Source organism: Lentzea sokolovensis (assembly GCF_033949975.1).
GTDB lineage: Bacteria > Actinomycetota > Actinomycetes > Mycobacteriales > Pseudonocardiaceae > Lentzea > Lentzea sokolovensis.
Window position 1 is genome coordinate 809,630 of the sequence record NZ_JAXAVU010000004.1, and the last position, 20,895, is coordinate 830,524.

Consider the following 20,895-nt stretch of genomic DNA (forward strand, 5'->3'; position numbering starts at 1 on the left):
ATGGCCAAGGGGAACGTCAATCCCAACCCAGCGCCGAACCCGGGAGCCAACCCTCCCGCCTCGGCACCGCCCACCAGCGGAACGGGCGGAGGCGGCCCCACCGGCAACAGCGGCTTCTCCATGAACGACTCCTCGATGCAGGGGTTGCAGAACAAGGCGGGTGACCTGGGGTCCCGGCTGACGAGCATCTCGTCCGGCCTGCGGGGCCTGAACTTCAGCGGCAACGCGCTCGGGCCCATTGGCCTGTTCGCGGTGCCGGCGCTCAACGCGTCCAACGACAACGCCGTCTCGCAGGCCGACCGGGGCGCCAAGGCGTTCACCGAGGTCCAGACGAACCTGAAGGCGACGCAGCAGACCGCGGTGCAGGTCGACCAGACCAACCAGACCAACATCAAGTCGATCGACTCGACCACCGGCGCGAAGAACGTGCCCGGCGCCGGCACCAACACGCCGGGCAACAAGACTCCTGGCGGCCCCAACGTCACCGGCCCGCAGGCGATCAACGGCGGCGGCGGCGCGACGGGCGGCGGCGCCAAGGGCCCCGGCGGTCCCAGCGTCACCGGTCCGCAGGCGATCAAGGGCGGCGCGGGCGCGACGCCCGGCGGCGGGAAGACCACCGGCGGTGCCGCGGCAGGCCCGGCTCCGAACATCAAGGGCGGTGCCGGCGCCACGCCCGGTGGCGCCAAAGCCCCGGCGGCCTTCACCCCGACCGCACCCGGCTACACCCCACCCGGCGGCAAGGGCGGCACGGGCGCGACGCCCGGCGGCGGGAAGACCACCGGCGGTGCCGCAGCCGGCGCGGCACCGAACATCAAGGGCGGTGCCGGTGCCACGCCCGGCGGCGGCGCCAAGGCCCCTGCGGCCTTCACCCCGACCGCGCCCGGCTACACCCCACCCGGCGGTAACGGCGCCAAGGGCGGCACGTCCGGTGCCAAGACCCCCGGCGGGCCTTCCGCAGGCGCGGCCCCGAACGTCAAGGGCGGCACCGGCGCCACGCCTGGCGGCGGCGCGAAGGCCCCCGCGGCCTTCACCCCGACCGCGCCCGGCTACACCCCACCCGGCGGCACCAACGCCAGCGGTGGCAAGGGCGGCGCGGCCGGTGGCGTCAAGAGCCCCGCGGCCTTCACCCCGACCGCGCCCGGCTACACCCCGCCCGGCGGCGCCACCGCCGCCGGCGGCGGCAAGTCGCCCGCCACGCCCGGTGGTGGCGCGAAGGGCCCGGCGCCCTACACGCCGACGGCGCCCGGCGCGACGCCTCCCGGAGGCGGAGGCAAGGGCGGGGGCGCGACGCCCGGCGGCGCGACCCCCGGTGGCGGCGCCAAGGGCCCCGCGGCCTTCACGCCGACGGCGCCCGGTTACAACGGCCCCAACACTCCCGGTGGCGCGGCCGGTACCAAGCCCGCCACGTCCGCTCCCGGCCCGCAGAACGCGGTGACGTCGCCTTCGCGTGGCGGTGCGACGCCTCCCGCGGCACCCCCCATGGCCCCGCCGATGGGCGGCGCGAACCCCGGTGGTGCCACCGGCGGTGAACGCGGCGGCAGCAAGTTCACCCCCGCCGGCGGCGGCGCGAAGGGCGTGTTCGACGCGCCCAAGCCCCCCTCGCCCGACGGCACCATCACCAAGGCCCCGCCGTCTTCCTCGCCTTCCACCCCGCCCCCGGCCCCGAAGCCGGGTGTCGGCGGCACTCCGCCCACGGGTGGCGCGACGCCGCCCGCCGGTGGTGCGACGCCGCCCGCCGGTGGTGCGACTCCTGGCTCCTCGTCGCCTGGCGGCGGTGCCAAGAGCCCCGCCGCGTTCACGCCGACGGCGCCCGGTTACAACGGCCCCGGCAACCCCGGCGGCCCGACGGCGCCCGGTTCGCAGAGCGCCGTCGCCACCCCGCCGCAGAGCGCCGGCCCTCGGGCCGGTGGAGCTCCCGGCGTGACGCCTTCCGCCTCGGCCGCTCCTCCCATGGCGCCGCCGATGGCACCTGGCGGCGGTGCGAACCCCGGTGCGACCGGTGGCGAACGCGGCGGCAGCAAGTTCACCCCCGCCGGCGGCGGCGCGAAGGGCGTGTTCGACGCGCCCAAGCCCCCCTCGCCCGACAGCACCATCACCAAGGCCCCGCCGCAGACGTCGCCCTCCACGCCGCCTCCGGCCCCGAAGCCGACGCCGCTGTCGCCGCCTCCCGCGGCCACCGCGCCTTCGACGACCTCGCCGAACACGGCACCCCCGGCACAGAACCGCCCTGGCACGCCACCGGTCTCTTCGCCGGCGCCCGCGCCGAACACGAACGTCGCGCCGCCCGCGCAGAACCGGCCCGGCACGCCGCCGGTGTCGACGCCGCCTCCCGCGGCGAACGTGCCGCCGCCCGCCGCCCAGTCGCGGCCGGCTCCGGTCGCGCCGCCGGTGACGCCCGCGCCGAACACGAACGTGTCGTCGCCCGCGCCGAGCACCAACACGCCGTCGCCAAGCACCAACGCGCCGTCGCCCGCACCGAACACGAACGTGCCGTCGCCGCGCCAGGACACAACGCCGTCGGCTCAGCCGCCGCGTGCCGACGCACCGCCCGTGCAGACGCGTCCGGCGCCGCCCGCGAACGTGCCGCCGGTCAACACGCCGTCGCCCACGCCGAACGTCAACACGCCGGCACCGAACCCGGCGACCAACACCCCGCCGGCCAACGCGCCGGCACCCAACCCGGCGACCAACGCGCCGCCGGCCAACGCGCCTTCGCCGAACCCGGCGACCAACACCCCGCCGGCCAACGCGCCTTCGCCGAACCCGGCGACCAACGCGCCGTCGACCAACGTCCCGCCGACGAACACGCCGTCTCCCCGTTCGGAGACGACGCCGTCCGCACAGCCACCGCGTGCCGACGCACCGCCCGTGCAGACGCGCCCGGCGCCGCCCGCGAACGTGCCTCCGGTGAACACGCCGCCGGCAAACGTGCCTCCGGTCAACACGCCGAACACCAACACGCCTCCGGTCAACACGCCGCCGCCGGCGAACACGCCTCCGGTCAACACGCCTCCGGCGAACACGCCCGCGCCGTCTCCGCGGCCCGAGACCAACGTTCCCCCGGCGAACACCTCGCCGAACCCGAACCCGGCTCCCAAGCCCGAGACCAACACTCCGCCGGCCAACACGCCGAACACCACCGTTCCCCCGGCCTCCACGCCGTCTCCGCGGCCCGAGACGAACGTCCCGCCGACGAACACGCCTTCGCCCACTCCGGCGACGAACGTCCCGCCCGCGAACACGCCGAAGCCCGAGACCAACGCTCCCCCTGCCGGGTCCAAGCCCACCCCGGACACGAACACGCCCAACCCCGGCGACCCGAGCGTCCAGACGCGGCCGGCTCCCCCGCCGCCCACCGGCGCGGCGCCGAACCCGAACACCACGGCGAACCCGAACACGACGGCCAACCTCACGCCCGGCCTGGTCGTGCTGCCGCCTGTGGCCGCCGGATCGAATCCCAACCCCAACGCGGAGACGGGACGTGCGTCCGACGCCGACTCGTCCACCGATGCCCAGCAGGAGGCCACGACCTCCGACGCCGCTCCGACGGTGAAGGACCTGCTGTCGGACGTCGACAATGTCGTCGTCGCGGTGGACAACGCGGCGGGGCTGGGCCACCAGGCCGCCGCGACGACGCTGGTGAAGGCGCTGCGCGACGGCGGCTACAAGGACAAGATCACCTTCGTCACCGATCCGGAGTCCGTGGCGAAGATGGACCTCCTGATCACGCCGGACCTGCAGCCGGTCGAGGTCACCAGCTCGCCGAACCATCCCGCCGACAGCAACACGTTGCTGATGTCGGCAGGCGACGACTCACTCAACGCGCATGACACGAACACCGCCACCAACTACCTCAACAAGAACAACGTCAACGAAGCTGTCATCCTCAAGCCTTACGCCTGGGACAGCAGCAAGCGGCTTCTCATCAAGCGCGACGGCCCCGGCAGCGAGGTCAAGATCATCGATCTGGACCCGCACATCAGCCCGGACGCCAGGTACGTCTACGACGTGCCGAAGATCACCAATCCGAAGGAACTGGCCGACCTCATCGACCAGGAGATGCCCGCCAACCCCGCGAAGGCGGACGGCATCAAGAAGGTCGCCGACGCGGTGCTGGGCGGCAAGGCCGACTTGATGCCGGTCTACGGCCTCGTGGCTGTCGACCCCATCAGCCGTCCCGGCGTGTCCAACCACCTCGCGATGGCTCTGCACTCGCTGAACCAGCAGCCCGCGATCATGATGGAGATCACCCCCTCGTCGGTCTGGTTCGTGCCGCAGCTCGAGGTGGACGGGATCCAGCGCGCGGACATCACCTCACCCGACCTGCAGCAGAAGATCGACGACCTGAAGCAGGGCGACGTCCTGGTGGTGAACACCGGGTCCATGCCGCAGGCGGTGTTCCAGCAGGTCTTCCAGCTCGGCACCCTGCCCGCGATCAACGAGGGCGCGAACTCCACGAACCTCGCGCACCTCGTCGAACGGCCGAACATCTCCGTTCTCACCAGCAAGACCCCTTATCCGAACGTCCCCGGTGCCGACGCCGCCACCACGAACCTGAACAACGCGAGCAACGGCTTGCGAGCGGACACCGCATGGACCGCAGCCGTCGACGCGGCCTTGCAAGCGGACTCCGACCCCAAGAACCCGTCGGCTGCAAAGCAGGCGTTCAAGGTGACCACGGCCATCGAGACCTTCTCGGCGCTCCGGGACTACGTGGTGTCGCCGGACCGCGACCCCGACGAGGCAGCCAGCTCTGTCTCCCAGATCGCCTCCATGCTCTCGCCCGCGCTCCACGGCCGGGGCGCGGAGGTAACGAACATCCTTTCCGGAATCCCCGAAGCCTCGGCCAACGAGATCAGCAGCGTCATCGACGGCAACCAGCCGTCGCCGGAGTTCCTCGACGACTCCAAATATGCGGTCGACCTCACCAAGGAGCAACTGGACCAGATCATCGATCTGCTCGAGTCGCGGAAGCCGGACCTCCAGCAACAGCTGGCCGACGACTTCCCGAGCAACAACCCGGTCGATCCGGTCGATCCCGCCGATCCGGATTCGGCTCGAAACGACGTTGCCCAGCTCGCTGACCTGCTGAAGAACCTCTCGCAGAAGGACAGTCCCGAGAGCAAGTACTTCTCCCAGGTGTTCGAGGACGCTCGCGCACCGCAGAACAACCAGGTTCTCCAGGCGCTGACCCTGCGGCTGGACCCGCCGTCCCCGCCGCCGCCTGCCCCGGCAGTGCAGACGCCGGACGCCGAGGTGCCGAGTCCGCAGACGCCGGTGGAATCGACGCCCCCGGCCCAGCAGGGCCCTGCTTCGGTGGCGCCTCCCGCCGTCACGACCCCCAGCACCAACGTCGAGACGAACACCGGCGCCAACGCCGAGAGCGATGCCGAGTCCGACGGACCCGACATGAGCGGCGGCCTCTTCGGGTTCGACAGCGACGTCGAGACCAACACCGGCGCCAACGCCGAGAGCGATGCCGAGTCCGACGGACCCGACATGAGCGGCGGCCTCTTCGGGTTCGACAGCGACGTCGAGACCAACACCGGCGCCAACGCCGAGAGCGACGTCGAGAGCGACAGCGACTCCGACAACGACGTTTACGTGGATGCCGAGTCCAACCCCGGCACCAGCAGCGACGTCGAGAGCGACACCGAATCCGACGGACCCGACATGAGCGGCGGCCTCTTCGGGTTCGACAGCGACGTCGAGACCAACACCGGCGCCAACACCAACGCCGAGTCCGACAGCGACTCCGACAGCGACTCCGACAGCGACTCCGACAACGACGCCTTCTTCGACGCCGAGTCCAACCCCGGCACCGACCCGGGGGACGGCACCCGTAGCGCGCCCCCGGCGCCCGGCAACACCGACGTCAGGCCGAACACCGACACGAACAAGTCCGCGGACACCGACGCGCCGTCCCAGAACACCCAGCAGACCCCCGGCAACGGCCCGGCGCCGACCAGGGACGCACCGGCCACCCCGCCGCCCGCGGCCCCGCCGGCCCCGCCCGCTCCCCCGGCACCGCCCGCACCGCAGTCGAACCTGAACCCCGACGGCACCCGCAAGGACGTGCCGAAGGTCGGTGCGCCGCCGGCGATGACGCCGCCGACCCCGGAGTCGCACAAGGGCAAGGAAGTCCTCACCGACCAGTCGTGGCGCCACGACCCGGCCAGGACCGCGGAGTGGTCGAACCCGAGCAACCCGGCGGACCGCAGCACCTGGGCCGACCGCCGCAACGACACCGACGTGCGGACGGTCAACCAGACCGTGCACGACGTCCGCACGGACAGCACGCCGTCGAACATCAAGTCCTACCAGGGACTCATCAACTACGACCTGCGCCGCATCGAGACCAGCCCCGGCAACTTCGTGCAGGAGTACACCGTCAAGGTGCACATCGACCCTGCCGCGAACACGACGCCGGAGGCCATCGCACAGGTCAAGGAGAACGCCACCAACGGCGTGAACTCCATGCTGAACCAGGGTTTCCGGCTGCCCAGCGGCGACCAGTTCCACCTGAACCTCGAGTTCACCGACAACAAGAACGACGCGCACACCAGCATCAAGGTCGACGACAAGACGACCAACCCGGACCAGACCCACTGGGGCACCAACACCAGCCCCGAGGTCCTCGCCCACGAGACCCTGCACTACCTGGGCATCCCGGACGAGTACAAGGACACGACCCGGGTCTTCCAGCAGCACGACACGAACTCCGGCGTGCACCAGAACGACGGCGGCATGATGGGCGCCGACATCCACCTGGACGACCCCGGCATCCGGCCTCGTCACCTGTGGCTGATCGAGAACAACGCCAACAGCCAGGTCGCGGTGCCCGACACCACGATCAACCCGGCCGGTCCGGCGACCGTGCCGCCGCCCGCAGACTGGACTCCCAAGCCCGCCGCGGACAGCACGCCCGCACCGTCCACTCCGGACACCGACAGCAACACCCCCGGCCCCGACGTGCAGACGCGGCCGATGCCCTCGGACACGCCGAACCTGCCCGGTAGCTGGGACGTCGACTCCGACGTGGACGCCGACGTCCGGCCCAACACCCAGAACCACCTGCCGAACCTCGACAAGGTCGGTCTGGTCGAGTCGGTGCTGCGCAGCGCCGCGTTCCAGAACGCGCCGGTCCCGAACGCGTCACCGGTGGTCGGCACCAGCGACGTCAAGTCCACTGTGGACGCCGTGCTGAACGACGTCGCGCAGAACCCGCAGAACCACAACCACCCCGGCCTGACGCCCAACGGCCTGTCGAGCTGGGTCGCTAGCCAGACCGATCCCGACACGCTGGCGAAGTTCCACCCCGACCTCGAACCGAACGTGCCCGGCCCCAACACCGGCGCCAAGCTCGACCAGTGGCGCGACAACCTCGCGAACGACCTCGCGAACGGCTCGTCGAAGCGCTGGGACGTCGTGAGCACCGACGGTATGAAGCCGGGCGACGCCGACGTGGTCAACCACGTGACGCAGCAGGTCAAGGAGAACGGCGCGATGCCGACCTCCGCCGACCTCGTCACCACGGGTCTGCAGACTCCGTCGTGGGCCGACTCCCAGGTCGGTGCGCACCTGCCTGACACGGTCGCGCAGTCGTTGGGCGTGCAGCTCGTCGTCGACAACAACGGCGTGCAGACCGTCCACGGCCCCGCGGGCGCGCCGCAGGTGCAGGTCTCCTCGCAGAACGGCACGTTCGGCGCTCTCGGCGGCCCGACGCCGCAGGAGGTCCGCGCCGGCATGGAGGCCTGGCTCGGCGGCAAGTCCTCCGCTGAGGTCAACCAGACCGTCGGCGACCTGTACAAGGGACGCCAGGACAAGGGCCTCTACGACGCGGCGCAGAAGACCCAGCTGATCAAGCGCGCGGCAGCGCACCCCGGCGGTCCGCAGGTCTTCACGAACGACCTGATGCAACGGTCGGCGGACCTGCAGAGCCGGATCGACGACGCGAAGTCCAAGGGCTCCTGGAAGCCCGAGGCGATGCAGAACCCGCAGGAGCTCGCGCAGACGGCAGCGATCAAGGAGCAGGTCGCGACCCTCACCGATCTGCTGAACAACACCAACAGCCAGATCGACACCCTCAACGCCGAGGGCCCGAACGTGGGCATGACCCACATCATCGACACCCAGGTCGCGGGCCCGAACGCTGACGGGCTCGCGAGCATCAAGCCGGCCACGCTCACCCAGCTCGACGCCCACCTGACCCAGCAGATCGCGGCGGCGGAGAACGCCGGCTTCGACGCGCAGAGCCTCAAGGACCTGCAGACGCGGGTGCAGAACGAGGCGGACGTCCGCAAGGTGCTCTCCCACGCCTCGACGCGCGGCCTGGACGGGTTGTCCACCCAGCTGGAAGACGCCAAGGTGGCGTTGGAGAACTACCGCAACGGCAAGTCGGCGAACACCGGCATCAACGGCCTCCTGACCCGCATGTTCGGCGGCGAGGTCGACAGCTCGGTCGACTTCGACGCGAAGATCGCCGAGGCCGAGGCCCAGGTGCAGCGGACGGAGCACAACCTGTCGTTCGTCGGCAACCCCGACTACGACAACCGCTTCGCCAAGGCCGCGGACATGTACGCGAACATCCAGGCCACCCAGGCCAAGATCGAGCAGATGAACGCGGACATCGAAGCGCGCGCGGAACGCCTGCGCGACCTCGATGCCAGGACCCGGGAGTTCAACAACCGCCAGTTCGAGCTGGAGCTGGAGCAGCGCCGCCAGGAGCTGGCGAACGAGGCCGCCCTCAACGGTCCCGGCTCCGACGTGCAGTCCGACGTCGACGTCCAGTCGGACGTGCAGTCGGACATCGACGTGCAGTCCGATCTCGACGCCCAGTCCGATCTCGACGTGCAGCCGGACAACCGCGGGCTCAACCCGCGGCAGGAGTTCGCGGCGTTCAGGGCCTCGCTCTTCGGCAAGACCCCCGCCGAGCTCGCCGACCTCGCCGTGCAGCACCGCAACGACCCGTTCCACGTGCAAGAGATCAACCAGATGTCCCGCAACCTGGAGATCGCGCAGAAGCCCGGTGGCATCCAGCAGCACCTGAGCGACCTCCAGACCGAGATCAACGACAAGCACCGCAAGGCGACCGACCTGAAGCACGTCACCGACGCGCTTCCGGACATGTTCAAGTCCGAGCTGATGCGCACGGACCAAGCCGAGCGCCAGGCCCAGCAGCAGGAGCTCAAGCAGCAACAGTCGCAGCTCTCCAACGAGCTGATGACGCTGCAGTACGACCGCAAGGACGCGCTCACGACGTACGCGCTGAACCTGCCGCCGGACGACCTGAACGCTCCCGGCTGGCAGTCGGTGACGCCGCAGGACGTCGAGGTCCTCCAGGACCACGTCACGGACCTGATCCGCGACGCACGCGTGGCCGGTCAGCCGACCCCGGAGCTGGACCAGCTCTACGGCCAGCTCCAGGACCTCCAGCTCATCGACTCGGCAGTGCCCTACCGGCCGGAGACGCCGCCGGTCCAGGCGGACGACGCCTCGTCCGTCCACTCGGACAACGACGCGCCGCCCCCACCGGCGGGCGACGTCCGTGACCGCGCGGCCGACGGGAACCCGCAGGTAGAGCAGCCCGCACCGGCGCCCGCGCCCCGTGCCGAACCGGGCCCGTTCATGCAGGACCCGGCGGCGCGGCCCGCGAACCCGGACGTGGACCTCGTCGTCCCCGGCGGTTTCGGTCCCGTCCAGGAGGGCACGCCGGCGCGGTCGTTCGCGGCGTCGTTGTACGGCCTGGACACCCCGGCGCTGCGTGAGATGCAGCAGAACCCGGCGTACAGCAACAACCCGGACCGTGCGGCCGCGATCCAGAACGCGATCGACATCTCCCGCCACGCCGGTCCCCCGCACCTCTACGACCAGCGAACGCAGATCGCCGAGCAGGGCCTCGCCAAGGCCAAGGCCGACAGCACCCGGTGGAACGCCGCCGACATGGTGCCCGACGCCCTCAAGACCCAGTCGATGCTGGACGACCAGGCAGCCCGCCGGGAGCGGGCCGGCCGCGACGTCCAGTGGCGGCAGAACCAGGTCGACCAGCTCACGGCCAACCGCGACGCGTCGCTCACCGCGTACGGGTTGCAGCTGCCCGCCGACGTCGACGCGCCCGGCTGGCGCCAGTTCAGCGACGCCGACATCGCGGCCGTGCAGAGCCATGTCGACCAGCAGATCCAGGACGCGCGGACGGGTGGGCACAACACCAGCCACCTCGAAGCGTTCCGGGACTTCACCCAGGAGATCCAGGAAGCGCGACAGGACGCGGACACGCGTCCCGCGCCTCCTGCTCCCGCCCCGGCCGACGTGCAGACCCAGCCGACGCCCGAGACCGACGTCCAGACGCGGTCGGAGCCCGACGCGGACACGAGGCCGGCCCCCGAGGTCGAGACCCGTCCCGCGCCACCGAGGCCGACGCCGAACCCGGTCATCCCGATGACCACGATGGCGCCGCAGCCGGTCGGCCAGGTCCCCGGCACGAACCTGCCGAGCTTCTTCCAGGACAACAAGGCGCTCGGCTCGATCCTCCCGACCGAGGTCAAGGGCGCCGACGCCGTCGTCGCCGAGATCCCAGGCCTCAAGCCCAACGACCAGGCCCGCATCAAGGACGCCCTCGAGAACGACTTCGAGACGTTCCTCGACGGTGGCCGCAACTTCCAGGTGAAGATCGGCAACGCCTGGTTCGAGGCGAACGTCCGCGCCGAGATGCACGCGGACGCCACGACGAACGTCCAGACCGACGCCGACACCAAGGTCGACAAGAGCTACCAGGCGGCCGCGGCCACGGGCACCTCGAACTCGATCTCCACGTCCAACGACGTCGGTGGTTCGGCCACGGCCGGTGTCCCGATGGGCCCGTACGGCTCGCTGGGCGGCAAGGCGGCCCTCGCGACGCCGGCGGTCTCCCAGTCGACCAGCAACTCGACCACCGAGGCGCGGGCGATCAAGGGATCGGACGACGGCTCGAAGAAGACGACCGTCCCGGTCTCGTACGAGGTCACGCTGACCGACGCGAGCGGCGACGTGAAGCAGTTCTCGACGCTGAGCACCGGCACCGACGTCACGCTGCAGATCCCCGCCGACCTGAGCAAGATCGTCGACTCCGGCAAGACCTCCGACGTCAAGACGCCGACCGACGCCGCTTGGGGCGCCAAGGTCGAGAACGCGGTACCGGAAGCCGTGGTGGTCAAGGACTCCGGCAAGGCGTTCACCGACGTCGCGGCCGGCCTGCACCCGTCGATCACGAAGGTCGGCTCGCCCGGCCGCGAGGTGCTGCAGAACTTCCTCAGCCCCACCTCGATCCGCAACAACCTGCCCGCGATGCTCGGCGGTTTCGTCACGTCGCCCGACCTGATGAGCCCGCACGCCAGCAAGGGCGGCGCGGTGCAGATGAAGGCGACGCTCAAGGACGCGAAGCTGGTCGGCACGCACGACACGGCGGCGCTGGACCTCAAGGACACCTCGTCCTGGGGCAGCAGTGTGTCCGCGTCCACCAAGACCGGGTTCGACGTCACCGCCGGGTTCGGCGGCAACATCGGCGTGCCCGGCCAGGTCGGCGGCACGGTCGGCGCCACCGCGACCTACTCCACGCGCACCGCCGAGGGCGTGAACGCGGGGTCGAGCAGCAGCCACAAGACCGGTATCGGTGTGAAGAACGAGACCGGCCTGTACGAGGTCACCGCCGAGGTCGAGGTGCGCACCCCGTCCGGTGAGAGCGTGATGATGGAAGTCACCACGCACATGCGCATGGGCCTCAACGAGGCCGGTGCCGTGGGACTGCCCACGCCCGACGGCACCAGGAACTCGACGACCGACCCGGCCACGGCGGACACGAAGTACCTGCCGCCGTTCGTCGCCGACACGCTCGCCGCCGGCAACGCGAAGGTCGGCGAGTTCACGCCCGCCGCCAAGGTGCAGCCCCAGGTCGAGGCCGCGCTGAAGGACATCCCCGGCATGGCCAAGTTCCTGCCGAAGTGGAACAACCCGGACGCGAACCCGCGCAGCAGCAAGGGTCAGGGCTTCGCGGACGTCGCCGAGCAGCTCGCGAACCAACGCAAGATCGCGGCGACGCTCTCCCCCGCCGCGCTCAAGGCCAACATGGACAGCCTGCTCGGACCTGGCGTCTCGGTGCAGCTGAAGAACTCCGGCACGACGACGAACACCTACGTCAACGTCACGGTCAAGGCGAAGGTCAGCAACCCCAAGCACCTCGGCCAGGCCGACGCGCGCCCGGTCAGCGACTCGACCACGACCGGCCCGAAGCTCGACGCGAACACCAGCACCACCAAGGGCTGGACCGGTGGCGTGCAGGGCCGCGTCAACATCCCGGTCAAGACCGGCGTCGCCTCGCTCACCCCCACGCCGCAGGCCGGTGTGTCCTACAGCCACTCGTGGACGGACAAGACCTCGGCGGGACCGGCCGTCTCCGGCACGTCGACGAACCCCGGCAGCCCGGACGCGCAGGTGTTCCAGCAGGACGTGGAGTTCGAGGTCGAGATCACCACGTTCACCCGGCCGCGGACGTGGGTGCGCAGCGTCGTGCCCGGCGCGCCCGGTGTCCAGGCGCCGCAGGTGACGACGGTCGCCAAGACCGGCGCGGGCCTCGACAAGATCGACGGCAAGGTCAACCTGTGGGTGTCGGACGGCTCGACGCTCAAGAACGACCCCGGCGACGGCTTCAAGCCCGGTGACCCCAAGCCCACGCAGCTCGAGAACTCCCCGACCGTCAAGGAACTGCTCGCCCCGAAGGAGGCACGGCCGAAGTCGCCGGAGTTCCTCAACGTCGAGGCGGTCGCGAACACCGCGGCGTTGCGGGAGCAGGCGATCGACGCGCTCAACCGCGCGGCGAACGGCGACTCGGCGCTCACCACGCCGGGCACCGCCTCGCGTGCCCAGATCGACAAGATGTTCTCCCCGGAGAACATCAAGGCGAACCTGCAGCGGCTCATCGAGACCGGCGTGCAGGAACAGGGCCTCAAGTACGACCGGCGCGTCACCGACCGTTCCGGCGCCATCGGCATGTCCGTGAAGCTGGGCGAAGCGAAGCTCGTGTCCATTTCGGACAACACCGGCTCCGACAACTCGGTCAGCGGCGGCTACAAGGCCGGTGAGTCGTCCACGACCAGCCGGTCCGTCGACGTCACCGCGGGCATCAACGTCCCGGTGCGCCCGAACGTCACCCCGCCGCCCGCCGGCACGCCGACGAACCCGAGCGGGTCCGGCGGCGCCGCGGTGACCGCCAAGTTCACGCCGTGGTCGGACTCGAAGACCACCTCCACCGAGGTCGGCGGCAACGTCGACCGCGGCAGGACCACGCCGGAAGAGGCGCGGACCGTCCTGGTCCAGATCGACGCGGAGTTCACGATCGTGGGCGAGAGCCGCTCCGGGAACTTCCTGTACGGCGGCACGCCGCACGCCGAGGGCGTCACGGTCGACATGCCGAAGTCGGTGTTCGTGCGGGTGTCCGAGGACGTCGCGCGTGAGCTGGGCGTGCTGCCCAAGGTCGAGTCGAACGTGCCGAAGCCGGACTTCCCGACGATGGCACCGCCGTCGACGGTCGCGGTCGGCGAACCGGGCGCGCTCGGTCTGTCCAACGTGGAGTCGGTGCCGGATCTGTCCAGTGTGGTCAACGACCTCACGACCCAGCTCGCCACGAAGACCAAGAAGTTCGGCAGCGGCTCGCTGATCCCGGACTCGGTGCTCCAGGACTCGATGAGCAACCTGCAGCGCATCGTCGACCTCAACTCGCCGACCAGCGTGAAGGCGATGATCGACAGCGCGCTCGACGGCGGTGTGCCGCTGCTCGTGCACCAGCCGGGCACGTTCGGCAAGGACTCCTACCAGGTCACGTTGCGGGCCAAGGCGGACACGCCGAAGTTCGACCAGGTCGTCAACGACGGCGTCGACATGTCCCACGGCACCGGCGGCTCCCGCAAGGACAGCGACGGCGTCGGCCGCGGCACCGGCTGGGGAGCCGGCGTCCGGGCACCGGGCCTGGCCTCGCCGGGCAGCGCGAACCCGAACGTCTCGGGCACCGCTGGTGTCGCCGCGGGCGCGAACATCGGCGCCAGCACGAGCAGTTCCGTGACGACCTCGACCACCGAGGCGTTCAGCAGCTCCCGCACGGCCAGCGGACCGGCGGCGCGCTACAACGTGCCGATCGAGTTCGAGCTCGTCGTGGAGAAGGGCAACAGCGTCGTCGCCGAGGCCAAGAGCGACAAGCAGGACATGGTCGTCCGCACCCACGCGGACAACCAGAAGGTCTCCCAGCCGACCACCGGTCACGGGAATCCGCAGCCGTACATGTCCGCGGCGAGCAGGCGCGGCAGCGAGTTCGGCACTCCCGAGGCGACGGCCGCGTTCCAGCAGGACACCCGTGCCTCGAAGCTGCCGCCGACCGCGTCGGTGGAGAACCTGCGCGGCGCCAAGGACCTGCGTGACGCCGCGGTGAAGGCGATGACGGACGCGGGCGCGGGCAAGGGCCTGACCGGCAAGGGCACGGGCTCGCTCAACGCCCTGTTCTCCACGCTCAGCCCGGAGAACCTGCAACCGCACCTTCCGTCGATGCTGTCCGGCCCGCTCGACGTGCCCGGCCTCAAGGAGGCCGCGCTGACGTTCGGGCAGGACGCCGACGTCAAGGTCTACGCGAAGCTCGTCAACCCGCAGCTGGGCTCGCTCAGCGACGACGTCAAGGTCGACACCCCGCTCACCACGAAGACCACCGAGACCTCGAGCGAGGCCAAGGTGGCCGACTCGGCCGACGTGTCGGTCGGTCTCGCCCAGGGCAGCGCCGCGGTCAAGCAGGGCGCCCCGACCGACACCGTCAACTTCGGCACCGGTGGTGTCGAGCTGCGGCACGCGAACGAGGACTCGTCGGGCGTGTCCGGCGGTCCCGCGCAGGCCCAGGGCGGCAACGTCAAGCCGAAGGACACGTCCCGCACCGGTCTGGTGCAGTACGACGTCGAGTACCGCGTGGTCGCGACGATCGGGGGCAAGACCTCCGTCGTCGACCTGTCGGTGCCCGGCTCCGCCGGTGTGCGGATGCCCGCCACCGAGGTCGAGGCCACGCTGAACCAGCCGCTCGGCGACTCGCTGAAGGACGCCCAGGCCGACGTCAAGAAGACGGCCGACGACTGGCGGACCGCGGAGAAGGACGTCGAGAAGGCCCGTCACGACGCCCAGGACGCGATCAACGAGGCCGCGGCCGTGCTGGCGCGGACCGACCAGCCGCTGAGCGACGCTTCGGCGAAGCTGAAGACGGCGACCGACGCGCACGTCGCCGCCGAGGCCGAGGTCACGCCGTTCCAGACGGCGCTCGACGACACGATCAGCGACGCGGGCCAGACCCGCGCCACGATCAAGGACCTCAACGCGCAGGTCGTGTCGCTGAGCCAGGACGCACAGGTGGCCGACAACGCGGTCAGCGACGCCTGGGCCGACGGTGCGCCGCAGACCGAGATCGACCGGCTCACGCAGGAGGCCGACGCGGCGCACACCGCGTTGGCCGACGCGCAGCAGCAGGTCGCCGACGCGCGTGCGGAGCTCGACGCCCAGCGTCAGGCCGCCACGGACGCCCGCACCGAGCTCCAGGGGCCGAAGGAGGCCGCGGCCAAGGCCGATGCCGCCCGCGCGGCCGCCCAGGACGCGCACCAGAAGATCGTGGACGAGCGGACGGCCGCGCAGAAGGCGATCACGGACGCGGAGACCAGGCTCGACGCCGCCCGGCGCGACGCGGACGCCAAGCAGCAGCTGTGGTGGGACGCCAAGGCCAAGGTGGACAACGAGGTCGACGCGTTCAACGCCACGGCGAACACCCCGCCGCCGGCGCCGCCCACGACGACCACGACCGCCTCCACCACGACCCCCGGCGTCGACCAGCGGCCGCAGGAATCCACCGTGGTGGACACCAGCCGCGGTGGCGTGGAGGCGAGCTCGTCCCGTCCCGCGCCGGCCGCGGCACCGACGGCCCCTCCCGCTCCGGGCACGGACACGAAGAGCGACGCGAAGAAGATCAAGGGTGGTGGCGCGCCGCCGAGGATGACCCCGCCGACCGCGGAGTCGCACAGGGGCAAGGACGTCTTCACCGACGAGTCGTGGCGGCACGACCCGGCCAAGACGGCCGAGTGGTCCGCTCCGAACAACCCGGCCGACCCGAGCTCCTGGGCCGACCGCCGTGCGAACGCGAACGTCCGGACCGTCGACCAGGTCGTGCACGACGTCCGCACGAACAGCACGCCGTCGAACATCAAGTCCTACCAGGGCCTGATCAACTACGACCTGCGCCGCATCGAGACCAGCCCGGGCAAGTTCGTGCAGGAGTACACCGTCAAGGTGCACATCGACCCTGCCGCGAACACGACGCCGGAGGCCATCGCACAGGTCAAGCAGAACGCGCACAACGGCGTCGACAACCTGCTGAACCAGGGTTACCGGCTGCCCAGCGGCGACCAGTTCCACCTGAACCTGGAGTTCACGGACAACAAGGCCGACGCCCACACGAGCATCAAGGTCGACGACAAGACGACCAACCCGGACCAGACGCACTGGGGCACGCAGACCAGCCCCGAGGTCCTGGCGCACGAAACGCTGCACTACCTCGGGATCCCGGACGAGTACAAGGACTCGACCCGCGTCTTCCAGCAGCACGACACCAACTCCGGCGTGCACCAGAACGACGGCGGCATGATGGGCGCCGACGTCCACCTGCCCGACGCCGGCATCCGGCCGCGCCACCTGTGGCTGATCGAGCGCACGGCGACCAGCCAGGTCATGGTCCCCGACACCAGGCTGGACTCCACCGGCCCGCTCCCGGGGTACCAGCCCACGCAGAACACCAGTCCCGACACCACCTCGGACGTCGACACCCGGCCCGCGAAGCAGAAGCGCGACCGCTCCCCCGAGAGCGACAACGGCACCCCGGCCGACAACCGGACCACCAAGAAGAAGCCCGCCGCCGACACCTGGACCAACGCCGAGGCCGGTCCGAGCAACTCCGGCGCGGACATGGAGGTCGACTCCCAGGCCGACGGCGACGTCGACATGGACACCGTCGACGACTCCGACCTCGACAACCTGGCCGGCCGCTTCGCCGGCCTGTCGCTGGGCAACGTCGACTTCTCGTACAACCCGGCGTTCGCGAGCCTCGCCAACGGCCCCGTCGAGCTGCCCACCAAGGACACCTACCTCGACCAGCTCAGGAAGAACGTCGAGCAGGACGCGCCGCCGTCGTTCGTGGTCAACATGATCGTCGGCCACAACCAGCTGGGCGAGATCGACTCGGTCATCGAGGCCGTCACCAGGGACGCCGGCGACCTCAAGGGCAACATGGTGTTCGTCATCGGCGTCAACGGTCCCATCGGGTCCGACGCCGACCTGAACGCGAACATCGCCCAGGCCAACAACAACGTGGCGACCAGGAGCGAGGCCATCGCCCTGGTGCCGTTGCCACCGTTCGACCCGAGCAAGGGCTTCCCGTACGGCACGATGCGCAACGGGACGATGCAGAGCGCCGCCACGAAGTTCGCCGTCGGCGCGATGAACGGCAAGGGCACGCACCCGTACCTGTCCATTCAGGACTTCGACGCCGGTTCGCGCCAGGTCCCGTCGGGCAAGGACGTCTTCAACCACTTCACCGAGTCGATGAACTCGCCGGAGACCGGCCCGATCCGCCCGCTGATGTACGCCGGTGGGTACCGGGTCGGCGACGCGGACGCGCTGATCGCGGACGTGCAGACGCGGATCACGAAGGAACAGCAGGCCCTCGACGCCGATCCGGACCCCAAGAAGCAGCGGCAGCTGGACCTGGCCAAGGACTACGTCAAGCCCGAGAACCGGGCCGCGTTCGTCCAGAAGTTCCAGCAGGCGATGAACGACGACATGGACGCGCGGGTCCGGCAGTCGGACACGGCGCCCCTGCTGCCGTACCTGCCCGAGCCCAACCTGTTCATCGACGCGAACGTCCCGCTGGTCGACCCTTCGGTGAAGTTCAGCGACGGCGGGGCCGAGTTCAACGGCCTCGGCAAGTCGATGAACAAGTTCGCCGGCGCCGAACTGGTGGAGATCCACAAGAACAAGCTCCCGGCACCCGAGCTCAACGCGGACCTCAGGGCCGCCAAGGCCCAGCTCGAGGCCGACCTCAGGACTCAGCCCGGCAAGCCGGAGGAGATCCAGCTCAGGACGCTGGCGCGGATCGACGCCGAGATCGAGCAGAACGAGAAGTTCGTCAGGGGCACGGAGTTCGAGGCCGCCGTCACCGCCGTCGCCGTCCAGTCCGGCATCGACGTCGACATGCAGACCAACCGCCACCCGTACCGCGGCCAGACCATCTCCACCGACTTCGTGAACGGCGCGGTGGGCACCGACCTGTCCCGCATCGCGCTCGACTTCGCGAAGGCCGACGGCAAGTCGTGGTCCCAGTCGCACGTCGACCTGAAGACCGTGCCGAACCGGACCTTCGGCGGTGAGCTCGGGCAGGCGTCCAAGGCCGCCAAGGCCGAGGCCTCGCCCGCGGACATCCGGGGCGAGGCACAGAACAAGAAGTCCAAGGCCGGTGTGCCGAACCCCGGCAACAAGCCGTTCGACAAGCGCGAGCCCCAGCAGGTCATCACGCACGAGTACAGCGTCGACGAGACCACCGGGAAGCACACGCACACCGGGTCCACCGGCGGCTGGAACCCGTCCAGGGTCGACTCGCTGAAGCTCGGCTGGGAGAACAAGAACACGCTCAACCACGCGATCTCCGCGGAGATCCCCGGCAACGGGCACATGGGCGTCCCCCCGCAGGACAACGACCCGAAGAGCTACCCGCCGCCGCGACCGGAGCTGCCCCCGCACCCGGTCACGGGCAAGAAGCAGCCGCTCCCGCCGCGCACCGAGGCCGAGCTCGGCCACATCGTCCCGACGGCCAAGCAGCAGAAGATGGCCACGGTCCTGAACATGGCGCTGTCGGACAACGACAGCAACGTGACCAGGACGTTCGTGATGCTGGAGCACGGCATCGCCCCGAACGTCGGCGCCCCGCGCACGGACGGCGTGTTCAACGCCGTGCACGCCGCGCAGACCGCCGAAGCCCAGAACCAGCCGGGGTCGAGCAAGAAGGGCAAGGGCAAGGCCGTCCCGGTCCTGTCGCCGGTGGACCTGCGGACGAGCACGATCCAGCAGGGCTCGATCGCCTCGGAGAGCGTGACCACGCAGATCGCGCGGTTCCGCCAGCAGCACGGCCTGGAGAACGGCCACCTGGTCAACGCGCTCATCGAGCCCCAGCCGGCCCCGGTGCGCACCACCGCGCACCCGGTCGACAACTCGGGCACGAGCGGCACCGAGCTGACGGCGCAGGAGCGCGCCGCGCAGGACCGGGCGGACGCGGCGCAGAAGGCCGCCGACAACGTCAAGGCGGCCAAGGCGGAGGAACTCGCCGTCAAGCTGCTCGCGACGAAGCTCAACCGTCCGATCACCGTCCACGGCCCGGACGGCACCACGACCGTCGACCCGTTCTACGACCTCAAACCGGAGGTCCTCGAGCACTCCACCGACGCGGACAAGGCCAAGGCGAAGAGGTGGAAGGAACCGAAGTTCGGGCCTGAGCTGCACATCGACAGGACGCCGAACCCGAACGGCAAGTCGACGTTCAGCCCGCACAACCCGGACGCGGGCCCGTCGCACCGCGCGGCACCGCCCGCACCCGAGGTCGAGACGCGTCCGGCCCCGCCGCCGCCCAACCCGGTCATCCCGATGACCAGGCTGGCGCCGCCGGCGGTCGGCCAGGTCATGCCGAACGCGCAGAACCTGCCGGGCTTCTTCCAGGAGAACAAGGCGCTGGGCACGATCGCGCCGACGGACGTGAACGGTGCCGAGAACGTCACGGGCGCCATCACGAACCTGAAGCCCGAGGACGCCGCCCGCATCCAGCAGGCGATCAAGGGCGACTTCGAGTCGTTCCTGGACAACGGCCGCAACTTCCAGGTCAAGATCGGCAACAACTGGTACGAGGCGAACGTCCGCGCCACCATGCAGGCGCAGACGGACGTCGCGCCGGTGGACGCTCCCGGCGTCAAGGTCGACGCGACCGCGCAGTCGGGCAACACGTCCTCGGCGACGCACACCGTCGCCACGGCCAACGACATCGGCGGCTCGGCCTCGGCCACCGGCGGGTTCGGCCCGTACGGCTCGCTGGGCGGCAAGGCGCAGTTCGCCACGCCCGCGCAGTCGCAGGGCATGTCGTCGTCGCTCACCGACCAGCGGATCATCCGCGCCGGTGAGGGCTCCACGACGGCCAAGGTGAACGTGTCCTACGACATCACGCTCACCAAGGCCGACGGCACCGTCACGAACATCGACCCGGTCACCACCGGGACCGACGTGACGCTGCAGATCCCGAACGACCTCGCGGTGATCACGGCCTCGGGCAACACGTCCGACGTGAAGACCCCCACCGACACGACGTGGGGCGCGAAGCTCGAGCACCCCGCGCCCGAGGCGGTGTCGGTCGACAACGCGCAGAAGGCGTTCGACGACGTGGCGCGCAACCTGCACCCGTCGATCGTCAAGGTCGGCTCGCCCGGCCGTGAGGCGCTGCTCAACTTCCTGAGCCCCACCGAGATCCGCAACAACCTCGGCGCGATGCTCGGCGGCGCCTACGTGACGTCGCCGGACCTCATCAGCCCGCACGCCAGCAAGGGCGCTGCGGTGCAGATGACGGCCAAGCTGCAGACCGCACAGCTGGTCGGCACGCTCGGCACCGGGCAGCTCCGCCTGCACGAGTCCTCGTCGCACAGCAGTGGCGTGTCCTCGACGACCAAGTCCGGTGGCGACCTCAACGCCGGCCTCGGTTTCAACGCCGGACTGCCCAACGTGGTCGGCGGCCAGGTCGGCGCCACCGTCGGCTACGCCGCGCGC

1 protein-coding gene (running past one end of the window) is annotated in these 20,895 nt (G+C 70.6%); it reads left to right on the forward strand.

What is annotated here, in order from left to right:
* On the forward strand, positions 1-20,895 hold the 5' portion of the coding sequence (locus tag SK854_RS09280) for a hypothetical protein (protein ID WP_319974593.1). 9,741 nt of this gene lie beyond the right edge of the window; 20,895 of the gene's 30,636 nt are visible here — the first part of the coding sequence; the start codon lies at positions 1-3; its stop codon lies off the right edge, out of view.